The organism is Trichloromonas sp. (genome assembly GCF_041583255.1).
GTDB lineage: Bacteria > Desulfobacterota > Desulfuromonadia > Desulfuromonadales > Trichloromonadaceae > Trichloromonas.
In genome coordinates, this window is sequence record NZ_JBFHGD010000091.1 from 1 (window position 1) to 12,617 (window position 12,617).

13 protein-coding genes and 1 tRNA gene are annotated in these 12,617 nt (G+C 62.2%); 12 read left to right on the forward strand and 2 right to left on the reverse strand.

What is annotated here, in order from left to right; genetic code table 11:
* From ABYV89_RS08960 to ABYV89_RS08990, 7 genes are all read left to right on the forward strand, one after another.
* A partial coding sequence (locus ABYV89_RS08960) for a molybdate ABC transporter permease subunit (protein ID WP_432822612.1) occupies positions 1 to 329 on the forward strand: 329 nt, incomplete at its 5' end.
* Positions 326 to 1,378 carry a molybdenum ABC transporter ATP-binding protein gene (gene modC, locus ABYV89_RS08965; RefSeq protein ID WP_432822613.1) on the forward strand — a complete coding sequence of 351 codons (1,053 nt, stop codon included), beginning with the start codon at positions 326 to 328 and terminating at the stop codon, positions 1,376 to 1,378. The genes ABYV89_RS08960 and modC, both read left to right, overlap by 4 nt.
* Before the next feature lie 17 nt (positions 1,379 to 1,395).
* Positions 1,396 to 2,064 (forward strand): type 1 glutamine amidotransferase, encoded by a 669-nt coding sequence (locus tag ABYV89_RS08970; protein ID WP_432822614.1) that lies wholly within the window; start codon positions 1,396 to 1,398, stop codon positions 2,062 to 2,064.
* Between the two features lie 346 nt (positions 2,065 to 2,410).
* Entirely contained in the window at positions 2,411 to 3,541 is a 1,131-nt protein-coding gene (nifV, locus tag ABYV89_RS08975) for a homocitrate synthase (protein WP_432822623.1), read from the forward strand.
* A 392-nt stretch (positions 3,542 to 3,933) separates the two neighbouring features.
* Positions 3,934 to 5,028 (forward strand): YeeE/YedE family protein, encoded by a 1,095-nt coding sequence (locus tag ABYV89_RS08980; RefSeq protein WP_432822615.1) that lies wholly within the window; start codon positions 3,934 to 3,936, stop codon positions 5,026 to 5,028.
* A 15-nt stretch (positions 5,029 to 5,043) separates the two neighbouring features.
* Entirely contained in the window at positions 5,044 to 5,298 is a 255-nt protein-coding gene (locus ABYV89_RS08985; RefSeq protein ID WP_432822616.1) for a sulfurtransferase TusA family protein, read from the forward strand.
* A 2-nt stretch (positions 5,299 to 5,300) separates the two neighbouring features.
* Positions 5,301 to 7,433, forward strand: a complete 2,133-nt coding sequence (locus tag ABYV89_RS08990) for an ATP-binding protein (protein WP_432822617.1) — start codon at positions 5,301 to 5,303, stop codon at positions 7,431 to 7,433.
* A 59-nt stretch (positions 7,434 to 7,492) separates the two neighbouring features.
* Here the strand turns inward: ABYV89_RS08990 and ABYV89_RS08995 are convergent.
* A tRNA-Met gene (locus tag ABYV89_RS08995) sits at positions 7,493 to 7,569 on the reverse strand.
* A 158-nt stretch (positions 7,570 to 7,727) separates the two neighbouring features.
* On the opposite strand from ABYV89_RS08995, the gene mnmH reads away from it, so the two are divergent.
* The gene (mnmH, locus tag ABYV89_RS09000) at positions 7,728 to 8,783 is read left to right on the forward strand and encodes a tRNA 2-selenouridine(34) synthase MnmH (RefSeq protein ID WP_432822618.1); all 1,056 of its coding nucleotides are present in this window, start codon (positions 7,728 to 7,730) and stop codon (positions 8,781 to 8,783) included.
* Between the two features lie 77 nt (positions 8,784 to 8,860).
* Positions 8,861 to 9,037, forward strand: a complete 177-nt coding sequence (locus ABYV89_RS09005) for a hypothetical protein (protein ID WP_432822619.1) — start codon at positions 8,861 to 8,863, stop codon at positions 9,035 to 9,037.
* Between the two features lie 578 nt (positions 9,038 to 9,615).
* Here ABYV89_RS09005 and ABYV89_RS09010 read toward each other — a convergent pair.
* Complete coding sequence (locus ABYV89_RS09010) at positions 9,616 to 10,980, reverse strand: sigma-54-dependent transcriptional regulator (RefSeq protein ID WP_432822620.1); 1,365 nt, start codon at positions 10,978 to 10,980, stop codon at positions 9,616 to 9,618.
* A 189-nt stretch (positions 10,981 to 11,169) separates the two neighbouring features.
* On the opposite strand from ABYV89_RS09010, the gene hypA reads away from it, so the two are divergent.
* The 3 genes from hypA to ABYV89_RS09025 form a co-directional block, all read left to right on the forward strand.
* Entirely contained in the window at positions 11,170 to 11,511 is a 342-nt protein-coding gene (gene hypA, locus ABYV89_RS09015) for a hydrogenase maturation nickel metallochaperone HypA (RefSeq protein WP_432822621.1), read from the forward strand.
* 1 nt (position 11,512) lies between these two features.
* Positions 11,513 to 12,271, forward strand: a complete 759-nt coding sequence (gene hypB, locus ABYV89_RS09020; RefSeq protein ID WP_432822622.1) for a hydrogenase nickel incorporation protein HypB — start codon at positions 11,513 to 11,515, stop codon at positions 12,269 to 12,271.
* 179 nt (positions 12,272 to 12,450) lie between these two features.
* Positions 12,451 to 12,617, forward strand: a 167-nt coding sequence (locus ABYV89_RS09025; protein ID WP_432822624.1) for a HypC/HybG/HupF family hydrogenase formation chaperone, incomplete at its 3' end; no start/stop codon positions are given.

A 12,617-nucleotide genomic window follows, 5' to 3' on the forward strand; every position in this document is an offset into this window, starting at 1 on the left:
AACTGCTGCAGGCCTCCCGCACCCTGGGGGCGCACTGGTACGACACCCTCTTCTCTGTGGTTATTCCGCTGTCCGGCCGCTCGGTGCTGGCCGGGGCGACCCTGATGTTCGCCCGCAGCCTCGGCGAATTCGGCGCCACCATCGTCATCGCCGGCAACATCCCCGGGGTAACCCAGACTATTCCGCTGGCGATCTACGACTACACCAACACGCCGGGCGGCGATCGCATGGCGTTGGCGCTCTGTGCCGTGTCCATTGTCCTCTCCTTTGCCGTGCTGCTGCTCAACGAAGGGCTGCTGCGGCGCTTCAGTCGGCGGAGGCAGCCATGAGATTGGACATTTCCCTGCGCAAGCGACTCGGTGATTTCACTCTCGACGCCAGCTTTATCACCCACGCCGACCGGGTCGGCATCTTCGGCCGTTCGGGAAGCGGCAAATCGACTCTGGTGCATATGCTGGCCGGCCTGATCACCCCCGATGCCGGGCGCATCGAGCTGGACGGCGAACTGCTGTACTGTTCGGAGTCACGCATCTGTCTGCCGCCCGAGCGGCGGCGCATCGCCGTGGTCTTTCAGCACGCCCACCTCTTTCCCCATATGTGCGTCAAGCGCAACCTGCTGTACGGCTACAAGCGCACCCCGAAGGCGCTGCGCAAGATCGAGCCGAAAGATCTGATCGAGGTACTCGACCTGGGCGAACTGCTTGACCGCCGCGCCGACGCCCTCTCCGGCGGCGAGCGCCAGCGGGTGGCGCTGGGGCGGGCGGTGCTGGCCAGCCCCAAGCTGTTGCTCATGGATGAGCCGCTGTCGGCTCTCGATGAGGCTCTCAAGTACCAGATCATCCCCTATCTCACCGCGATCAGCGAACGCTTCGCCGTGCCGACCCTGCTGATCTCCCACTCGATGAACGAGATGCGGCTGATGACCGACGAGGTGATCGTGCTGCACAAGGGGGAGGTCTCGGCGCAGACCAGCCCCGAAGAGCTGGCCCGTCAGCGCATGGGTTGGACCCGCGCCGGCTACATCAACCTGCTCAAGCTCTCCGACCCGATTGAGGACGACGGCCTGTTCGCCTACCGCTGGAACGGTACCCGGCTGTTGACGACTCCGGGGCGCCTGGACGGGGCGCTGTTCGAGCTGTCATCCAAGGACATCATGCTCTTTCGGGGTCGCCCCGAGGCGATCAGCGCTCGCAACCTGCTGCGATGCCAGGCGGTCAGCACCTTCGAGCTCGATGGGCGGGTCGGGGTCGAACTGGCTTGCGGCAGTGAACGGCTGATCGCGCAGGTGGTGAAGCGGGCGGCCGAGGAGCTGAACATTGTGCCCGGCGCCGAAATCTACGCGGTGATCAAGGCCTCGGCCTTTCGCCGGCTCTACTGAAATCCAGGGGGGATGTGATGCTGCTGGTTGTGCAATGCGATGTACGGGTGCCGTCCGGAATTCTGGGCGATCTATTGCGCCGGCGCGAGCTGCCGCACCAGCTGGTGCGGCTGTTCGACGGCGATGCCCTGCCGCCTTGGGATTCGCTCAGCGCGGCCGTCGTTCTCGGCGGCTACATGGGGGTGGGCGACACCGACCGCTACCCCTACCTGCGCCCCCTTAAAGCCTGGTTGCGCGAGGCGGTCGCGGCCGACCTGCCGCTGCTCGGCATCTGTCTCGGCGGCCAGCTGCTGGCCGAAGCCGCCGGCGGGGTGGTTCATTCGCACCGCAACGGCGAACACGGCCTGCTGCCGGTGGCGTTGACCGCTGCCGGACAGCGTGACCCGTTTGTGGCCGGGATTCCCCCGCTCTTCAGCGCCTTCCAGTGGCACAACGACAGTTTCACCCTCCCCCCCGAGGCACTGCACCTGGCCGCCTCGGTCGCCTGCCCCGGGCAGATCTTCCGCTGCCGCAATGCCTACGGGCTGCAGTTTCATCCCGAGGTCAACGAAGCGATCGTCACCGAATGGTGTACGGTCGCCGATGCCCCGAGCATTCTGGCGGATTTCAAGGGGCGTTCCGAAGAATTGCAGAAGGTCTCCCTGCGGCTGTTTGAAAATTTTCTTGCCGTGGCGGCCTGCCGCTGAGGCGCGTTCTCTTGTTGTGTCAAACTTTTGTTTGGGTGACTCTTTAGCGCGGTATTTTGACTTGATCGCCCGTTGATTTCGGGGACAGTCAGCGCAGCTCGCCCGGCTGGGGGTGAGAGCCCCATTCGGTATCACCGGAGCATAAAATATAATCAGTTGTTCCTGTGCGTCTTTGTTAACTGGCCGTATTTATTGATTTTCGTTTTTGGCACGAAGTCTGCTAATAATAGGCCAAGTACATAAAAACATCCCCGCTCGGCAACGCTGCCGGCATCTTGGCACTGCAGCCCCTGGATCTTGAAGATCCAGGGGCTTTTTATGTTGCACGGAGGCGCAAATGAAAAGCATGGAAAATCGCCGGATCATCATAGACGACACCACCCTGCGCGACGGCGAACAGACCGCCGGCGTGGTCTTCACCCTGGCCGAAAAAAAGCGCATCGCGCGCATGCTCGACGAGATTGGCGTGGGCGAGCTGGAGTGCGGCATTCCGGCCATGGGCAAGGATGAGCAGCGCAGTGTCCGCGCCCTGGTCGAGATGGACCTCAGGGCCCGGCTGATCACCTGGAACCGGGCGGTCAAGTCGGACATCCAGGCCTCGCTGGACGCCGGGGTGCGGGCGGTCGATATCTCGCTGTCGGTTTCCGATATTCACATCCGGCACAAGCTGAGAAAAGATCGCAGCTGGGTCAAGGAGCAGCTCAAGAGCGCCCTCGGCTTCGCCAAGGAGCACGATCTCTACGTTTCGGTTGGCGGCGAGGATTCGAGCCGGGCCGATCTCGGTTTTCTGGTCGAACTGATGCAGACCGCCCGCTCGCTGGGCGCCGATCGCTTTCGCTATTGCGACACCCTGGGGATCCTCGATCCCTTCGCCATGTACGACAACGTCAAATATCTAGCCGACCGGGTCGACCTGCCGATCGAGGTGCACACCCATAACGACCTGGGGATGGCTACCGCCAATGCCATTGCCGGGCTCAGAGCCGGCGCCAGCTTTGTCAACACCACCGTCAACGGACTTGGCGAGCGGGCCGGCAACGCCGCCCTCGAAGAGGTGGTGATGGCGCTCAAGCATGCCTGCGGCGTCGATCCCGGAATCGACACCCGCCGGTTTGTCGAAATTTCCCGCTATGTCGGCCGAGCCAGCTGTCGGCCGGTGCCGGAATGGAAGGCGGTGGTCGGGGAAAAAGTCTTTTCCCACGAATCGGGGCTGCATGCCGACGGGGTGATCAAGAACCCGGTCAATTACGAGGGTTTCGATCCTGGAGAGGTCGGCCTGTCGCGGCACATGGTGCTGGGCAAGCATTCGGGGAGCCATGCGCTGATCCACCGGCTGAACCAGCTCGGCATCGAGGTGAATCGGCTGGAGGCCGATGACCTGCTCGACCGGGTGCGCAGCATCTCCCAGCGCAACAAGCGGCCGCTGAACGATCCCGAGCTGCTCAGCCTGTGCCGGTCGCTGCGTCGGGTGGCCTGAGCTGAACTGCCTGTCTCTCTGACCTCAAGGCAGTTTTAGCCTCTTGCTGTGCCCTGTTAGCTAGTACGCCCGGGTGATCGATACATCACTCCTGTTGCGACGCCCCGTCATCCGTCACCCGGATGATCGGGGCGTTTTCGCTGAAACCGGTGCAGAAAGTCGGAAGAGCCAGTGTCGAATGCCCGAGGGGATGGCGTGAAATGGCGGCGACAGGCACGGGCACCGTTGGGGGCAGGGCGATGCCCGGCCTGGCAAACCGATGAAATCATGGGGCTGTGATAATAAACCAGTGATGTGATACTGGTTTATTTCAGTCTGTACTTTTTGGCACATGGAGTGCAGTCCTAGGCAGAGATCTTTTGCTTGTCTTGAGTGCGGATGCCCAGGAATTTATGCTGCTGACCATTGTCATCCTTTCCTTTTTTCTCGGCTGTGCTGCCGGTTTTATCATGCACCGCTCCGATTTCTGCATGGCCGGCATGTTCCGCGACCTCTTTCTGTTTCGCAGCCTGGCCATGTTGCGGGTGCTGCTGCTACTGATCGTGGCCAGCATGGTGCTATTTGAACTCGCGCGTCTTTTCGGTCTGGTGCGGCTGCCTTTCCCGCTCTTTGCGCCCCCTTCGCTGGTCACCCCGATCGGCGGGGCGCTGTTCGGGGTCGGCATGGTGCTGGCCGGCGGCTGCGCGATCGGAACGCTGTACAAAATGGGGGCAGGGAGTCTGCCGAGCCTGCTGGCGTTTGTCGGACTGCTCGCCGGCAGCGCGTTTTATGCCGAGTTTCATCCCTGGTGGATGCAGCTGTCCCGCGCGACCAGGCTGGCCTCCCAGGTCAGCCTGCCGCAGATGCTGGGTGTTTCACCCACCCTGGCGGTGGCCCTGTTCGTCGTCGCTGCGGGGTGTGTGCTTTTTCGCTGGTTCCGGGCGGGAAAGCTGGATCAGCCGGCCTTCGCCGAAGGCTACCTGCAGCCCTGGAGGGCAGCGCTCTGGCTTGCCCTGTTGGGGCTCGGCTCGGCCTTGCTGGTCGGCATGCCCTTCGGGATTACCACGGCCTATGCCAAAATGGGTGGCTACCTGGAAAGTCTGGCAATCCCCGGGCATGTCGCGAGCCTGGCCTATTTCATCGACGAGCCGTTTCGGTTCACCCACCCTTTTCTCGGTTTTTCGCTGCAGGGCGGCGCCGGGCCGCGGCTGGACGGCATCGTCGTGGTGCAGTTTCCGGTCGTTTTCGGAATCCTGTGCGGATCGGCTTTTTCGGCCGCGCGGCTTAAAGAATGGAAGTTCTCTGCAAAAGTGCCATTAAAACAGTGCTTTTGGGCTTTGTTTGGTGGTATGCTGATGGGGCTGGGCGCCAGGTTGGTGCCGGGCTGTAATGTCTGGCACCTGATGGGGGGGGCGCCGATGCTCGCCGGTCAGAGTCTGCTGTTTATCGCGGCACTCTTTCCCGGGGCCTGGCTCGGCAGCCGGATTCTGGTCAAGTACGTCGTTTGATCCGTGGGGGGGACTGTGGAGGGTAAGAAGATCGAACAGCTGGAATTTGATATCCGCGGGCAGGTTTGCCCCTCGTCGCTGCTGACGACGCTGCGGGTGATCAACCGTCACCAGCAGGCGCTCAAGACTGGGGCGCTGCGGCTCACCGTTAAAACCGACGCGCGCGACGCCACTGCGACCATCCCGCAGATGGTGAAGAATCTCGGCCATGCCGTCAGCGTGGTCAAGCAAGATGGCTACTACTGCATCATGATCGGTAAAGATCTGTGAACATGTCTGACAAGAATCTTGCGCGACAATCCCCCTCCGAGCGGGAGGCGGATGCCCTGCGGGCCGAAATCGAGCGGCTGCAGGAAGAAAACCGTGCGCTGCGCGACTGGCAGCAGAAGAGCGGCGAATACTTGCGCGGCAAGGTCGACCAGCTGCTGGGCGTGGTCGGCACCTCGCCCCTGCGCCGCGAGGAGCTGGACGATGACATGCTGATCGACCTCGACCCGATCGGCATCGTCAGCGACACCTTCGTGCAGATCCTGGAAAACCTGCGGCAGGCCAACGAAGACCTTTCCCTGGCGAAAAACGAGATCGATGCGATTTTCCATGCCGCCGGCAACGGCATCATGGTGCTGAACACGGCCGGCGAGGTCCTTTCCTACAACACCAAGCTCAGGGAACTCTTCCTCGACGACGGCGACGAGCTGATCGGCCGCTGCTGTTTCGAGAAAATCTGCTCCCCCGAGTCCCGCCGCGAAGCCTGCGTCTTCGAGATGGTCATGCAGCAGGGCCGCACCGTGATCCGGCGCAACTGGCAGTCGCTTGGACGGCATTACGCCGTGGTCGGCACCCCGATCAAGAACCAGTCCGGCGCCATTGCCCAGGTCGTTCTGGTGTACAACGATATTACCGACCGCAAGCATAAAGAACAGGCGCTGGCTACGGCCAATACCCGCCTCGATGCCATTTTCGACTCGGTGCTGGCCGGGATTCTGCTGATTGACGCGCAATCCCAGCGCATTGTCGATGCCAACCGCCGGGCGGTCGAGATGGTCGGGGCGCCGGTTGAGAAAATACTCGGTTCCGAATGCATGGAGTATCTTTGTCCGAAGTCGCACGACGGCTGCCCGATTCTCGACCAGGGGCTGACCGCATCGACCCGTGAGTGTGATATCCATCGGCCGGATGGCCGAATCGTCCCGATTTTTAAATTGGTGACGTCCGTTGTTCTCGACGGACGAAAATACCTGCTCGAAAGCTTCGTCGACATCAGCGACCGCAAGGCGGCCGAAGAGTCGGTGCAGGTGGCCTTGGCGGCGGCCGAGGATGCCCGGGCCAAGATGGACGGCATTCTGCAGTCGGTGGCCGATCCCCTGATCGTTACCGACCCGGTCCACCGGATCATCATGATGAACCGGGCCGCCGAAGAGATGCTGGGGATCTGCCTGTTCGAATCGCTCGGGCTGCCGCTGGAGGATGTCCTTTCGGATCAACGCCTGCTCCGGGAGCTGCAGGCCACCCTGGCCGTAGAGAACCATGGCGGACGGGTCGACTTTTCGGTGCCGGCGCCCGATGGCGGCACCTGGATTTACCAGGGGCGCACCTCCGCGCTCTGTGACCAGGACGGGCAGGTAAAAGGCATGATCACCATCATGCAGAACGTGACCCGCGACCGCGAGATCGACCGCATGAAATCCGAGTTCGTTTCCACCGCGGCCCACGAGCTGCAGACTCCGCTGGCCGCCATCATCGGCTTTTCCGAGCTGCTGCTGTCGCAGAAGGGGGCGCTCTCTCCCGAGGACGAGCGCGCGAGCCTGACGTACATCTTCGACAAGGCCGACCTGCTGTCGAAAATCGTCGACGACCTGCTCGACATCAGCCGCATCGAGTCGGGCCGGCCACTCGAAATCTTTGTCGATGGGTTCAATTTCAGCAACCTGGTCGAGCAGGTGGTCAAACCGTATCGAGCCCGGCAGGGGCTGCACCAGTTTGAAGTCTATCTGCCCGAGGAGCCGGTCGAGATCGTGGCCGACAAGCGCAAGCTCGAACAGGTTCTCGACAATATCCTCAGCAATGCCTTCAAGTACTCACCGCAAGGCGGCCTGGTCCGGTTGTCGGTGCGCTGCAACGAAGTCAGCTGCCAGGTATCGGTCGAAGACCAGGGGATCGGCATGAACGCCGAGCAGAAGAAGAGGATTTTCGACAAGTTTTACCGCGGCGACGCGTCCAACACGTCGATCGGCGGCACCGGACTGGGGATGAGCATCACCAGGCATTTCGTCGAGGCCCATGACGGCCGCATCTGGGTCGACAGCGAGCCGGGCCTCGGCACCAAGGTCAGCTTCGAGATCCCGGTGCGCCCCAGGGACATGGCAGGACATTTTCTCTATGCGGGGCTCACGGACGGCGACTGAGGCAGAGATCGAAGACAAAAAAAGGGACCGGCTAAAAAGCCGGTCCCTTTTGATTTTTTTGGTTGCGGGGGAAGGATTTGAACCTTCGACCTTCGGGTTATGAGCCCGACGAGCTACCAGACTGCTCCACCCCGCGTCAGGACAGGCAAGATAACCCGGCCGGCCTGGCTTGTCAATGGATTTGTGGCCCGATCTGGAAAAAAATATCTGAAATGTCTTTTGCGGCGGAATGCTTGTCGGTCGGGGGGATTTCCGGTATAACAGCGGAACTGTCGACCCTTTTGCTGGAAAATTATGTCCGAAGATGTGACCATAGAGCTTGAACGCGCCCTGATTCTGCGCGACCAGGGCGCCCTGCTGGTGGATGCCCGCACCCCGGCCGAATTCGCCGAGGCGACCATCCCCGGGGCCATCAACGTGCCGATATTCAGCGATGAAGAACGGGCCGAGGTCGGCACCCTGTACAAGCAGCAGGGCAAGCAGGTCGCCCGCCGGCTCGGGGTCAGGCTGGTGTCGCCGAAGCTCCCCGGCCTGATCGAGCAGGTCGAGGCGGCCTGGCAGCAGGGACGCGGGCCGGTGGTTGTCTTCTGCTGGCGCGGCGGCATGCGCAGCCGGGCCTTGACCGCTTTTCTCAACCTCGCCGGGATTCCCGCCCGCCAGCTGCAGGGGGGGCACAAGCGCTTCCGTTCCCTGGTCTGCGACTTTTTTGAGCAGGGCCAGTGGGGGCGCCTGCTGGTGCTGCGCGGCATGACCGGGGTCGGCAAGACCCGGCTGCTCAAGCAGCTGGCCGGCGACGGTTATCCGGTCATCGACCTGGAGGGGCTGGCCGGTCACCGGGGGAGCGCTTTCGGCGCCCTGGGACTGCCGCCGCAGCCGACCCAGAAGCGCTTCGAGGCGGCCCTGTGGGATGAGCTGCGCAAGGTTCCGCCCGGCTGCTACGCCCTGGCCGAAGGGGAAAGCCGGCACATCGGCCGGCTGCTGCTGCCGCCCCGGATTTACGCGGCGCTGCAGACGGAAAAATCGTTGTGGATCAACGCCTCCCTCGACTATCGGATCCGGGTCATCCTTGAAGACTACCCCGCCCTGGACGAGCTGCGAGCGGCCTTTGTGGCGCCGATTACCGCTCTCAAGCCGCGCCTCGGCGGCGAGGCGGTGGCGCGGATGCTGGCCCTGCTTGGAGAGGGACGCTGGGAAGAGCTGGTGCGTGAGCTGATGGTCCTCTATTACGATCCCCTCTACGATCACACCCGTCCTGCGCGGCGCATCGAGATCGATATCGAACCTGAGCCGGAGGGGATCGCGCGGCTCAAGGCGGCCATCGCCGAACTCCTTGCCGCTGCGGCGCAATAGCACCCCCTTTACTTTTGCGCCCCCTTGCGGCGATAATAACGGCGGATGTTCGTTTTTCCTTTCGAGGTGAGTAACCTGTGGCCAAGACCCTGAAGCAAACCGGATGCAATTCGCTGTGCGGCAACTGCCTGCGCAGCTGCAAGCAGGCAGACACCACCCTGCTGCTCGACTGCCCGCGGTTTCTCAAGCGGCCGTTCAAGGTGGCGGTGCACCGGTTTGATCAGCTGGATCTGTTTGCCGGGGATAAGAAGTAACTGGCAGAAATATCTGCGAATATTACGAGGCGGGACCGAACTGGTCCCGCCTTTTTTGTCTTTGAATTGCTTGACCATCCCGTGTGACGCCGCCGGAGCGGAGTGGACGTTTTGCGAAACAGGCGGGCAAATGTCTGAGCGTAGCGAGTTTTTGCCCGGCCGCAAAATGTCTGCGGAGCGTAGGGAACCCGAAGGGCAAGGAGCCCGGGCACCCTTCTTTTGCTTCCTTTTCTTGGGTGAGCAAGAAAAGGAAGTCGCCTGGCGGGGCGAATCCCGCCGGTTTTGATTTTCTTTTCCGTCCCAGTTAAGTCTCTGAAAAAAGATCAAAATCAAAACCCCGGGGGTGCGGCCCCGGACGCCGCCCAACCTTTTGTTCGCCCAAAAGGTTGGATCAAAAGGGCGCCCCCAACGCCTTGCCCGCCTGCGGCGGGTTCCCTCCGCTGCGCAGCCGTTTGGGGGCCGTTCACATGCGCTTCGCTTAGGCTCACGGCTCTTTCCCCAAACGTCCCCTTCGCTCCGGCGGCGGCGAAGGGGGGGGGAAGGCTGAGCTAAACTACAAATATTTATTATTATGGGCCTTACTCGGAATCGTCTTTAGAAATGTGGTACTGCTGCAGCTTGCGATCGAGGGTTTTGCGGGAGATGTCGAGAATCTGGGAGGTGCGCACCTTGTGAAACCGGGTCTGCCGGTAGACCTGCTCGATGTACATGCGCTCGACATCCGCCATGGTCATCTGCTCCTGCGGCAGGTTGAAAGCCACCGGTCGACCTTCGGCCACCTTGACCGGAAGATGCTCGAGGCTGACGATCCCGCCCTCGGCGAAAATGACCGCCATTTCAATCACGTTTTCCAGCTCGCGCACGTTGCCGGGCCAGTCGTAGGCCTGCAGCCGGGCCATCGCCTCGGGCGCCAGCCGGATATCGCCGCGGGGGGCGAATTTGGCGATGAAATAGTCGGCCAGCAGGGGGATATCCTCGCGCCGTTCGCGCAGCGGCGGCAAGCGCAGGGTGACCACGTTGAGCCGGTAATAGAGGTCCTCGCGAAAGCGCCCGGCGGCGACGTCGGCCTCAAGGTCGCGGTTGGTCGCGGCGACAAAACGGACGTCGGCATGGCGCACCCGGGTCGAGCCGACCGGGATGAATTCCTTTTCCTGCAATACCCGCAGCAGCTTGGCCTGGAGAGCCGGGCTGATGTCGCCGATTTCGTCGAGAAAGAGGGTTCCCTTGTTGGCTTCTTCGACCAGGCCGCGCTGGGTCGCCACGGCGCCGGTAAAGGCCCCCTTGACATGGCCGAAGAGCTGGCTTTCAAGCAGGGTGTCGGTGAGGGCGGCGCAGTTGATGGTGAGAAAGCGCTGCTCCCGCCGCCGGCTGCTGTAGTGCAGGGTCGAGGCGATCAGCTCCTTGCCGGTGCCGCTTTCGCCGAGCACCAGCACCCCGGCATCGCTCGGCGCCACCTTGCGGGCCAGGTCGAAGACGTTCTTGAAAACAGCGCTCTTGAAGACCACCTGGTCGGGATCGAAGCGCTTGCGGATCTGCGCCTTGAGGGAGCGGTTCTCCTCGACCAGCCGGCGCGACCCCACCTCCTTGGCCACCAGCGCCGTCAGTTCGTCGGCCAGCACCGGCTTGGCCAGGTAGTCGCTCGCCCCCAGTTTGAGCGCTTCGGTCGCGCAACGCACGGTGGCAAAAGCGCTCATCACGATGACCGCGGTCTCCGGCCGCAGCGCCTTGATCCGCCGCAGCGTCTCCAGCCCGTCGGGGCCGGGCAGCCGGGCGTCGAGCAGCACCAGGTCGGGGCGTTCTTCGCCCGCTTCGGCCAGGGACTGCAGCATCTGCCCGCCACTGCCGAAAGAGAGGATTTCATGCCCCTGGGCACCCAGCAGTTTTTCGAAAAACTGCCGACTGCCCCGATCTTCGTCGCAGATGTAAACCCTTCCCTGTTCCATGCCCTTTAATCCTTTGCAGCGGAGTGTGCCGGTCACGATAGCAGAGAGCCGCCCCTCTCCGCAAATCATTTCCCGACCCGCCCGCTCAACTTCGCTCCCAGAGAAGGCTTGATTTTGACTCGCACATGCCCCTATAGTAAACGCCTGAGCAACACCAAGAAACACCCGTAAAACAAAGGGAAACCGCCCATGCACGAAGTCGGCATCACCCGCAGCATCGTCGAAATCTGCGAAGAAAACGCCCGTCGCCAGGGCGCAACGATCATCCGCAGCGTCACCGTCGAAATCGGCGAACTGTCGGGCGTCGTCCCCGAAGCGGTGGAATTCTGCTTCGAGGCCTGCAGCAAAGGAACACTTCTTGAAGAAGCCTCCCTGATCATCGACCGGATCCCCGGCCGCGGACGCTGCGGCGACTGCCGGGCCGAATGCGGGATGGACCCTCACAGCTTCGAGTGTCCGACCTGCGGCAGCCTGGCGCTGCAGCGGATCGCCGGGGACGAACTCAGAGTCACGGAAATGGAGATCGACTGACATGTGCATCGACTGCGGCTGCGGCCCGAGCAGCCACGACCACCATCATCACGACCATAAGCATGACCATCACCCCCATGAGCACGGCAAGGGCAAGACCGTGCGCATCGAGGAAGACCTGCTGGGCAAGAACAACCGCCTGGCCGCGCACAATCGCGCGCGCTTCGCCGAAAAACAGCTCTTCGTCCTCAACCTGGTGAGCTCTCCCGGCTCGGGCAAGACCTCGATCCTCGAACGGACCCTCGCCGACCTCAAGGCCGAATTGACCTTCGCCGTCCTCGAAGGGGACCAGCAGACCGCCAACGACGCCGACCGCATCGCCGCCACCGGGGTGCCGGTCAAGCAGATCAACACCGGCGCCGGCTGTCACCTCGACGCCCACATGGTCGGCCACGGCGTCGACGAGTTCGACCTCGACGCCACCGACATCCTGATGATCGAGAATGTCGGCAACCTGGTCTGCCCGGCCTCCTTTGACCTCGGCGAAGACCACAAGGTCGCGGTGCTGTCGGTCACCGAGGGAGAAGACAAGCCGCTCAAATACCCGCAGATGTTCCAGGCCGCCGACCTGATGCTGATCAACAAGATCGATCTGCTCCCCTACCTGCGCTTCGACCTGGAGAAATGCAAGCAGTTCGCCCGCCAGGTCAACCCGGGCATCCGCATCCTGGAGCTTTCCTGCCACAGCGGCGCGGGGATGGAGCAATGGTATGAATGGCTGCTCAAGCAAACCATTGAAAAGCAAAACCCAAAAGCCTGAAAGGCATATCTCGCGCCCGTTCGCTGCGCTCACTAGCGCTCACAGAGGACACAGAGAAAAACCAAACCTTGAAAAACAGGGGTTTTACTCTGCGATCTCTGCGTGCTCGAGCGACTGCAAGGAGCGGGCGAGAGACGGTTTTCAAGGTTTTTATTTTAAACCAATCACCGGAGTTTGATATGTGTCTAGCGATTCCAATGCAGGTCATCCGCATCGACGGTGACACGGCGATCTGCGAAATCGATGGAGTCAAGCGGGAGGCCAGCCTGATGATGGTCGAAGACGTGCAGGTCGGCGATTTCCTGCTGATCCACGCCGGCTTCGCCATGGAAAAGCTCGACCAGGC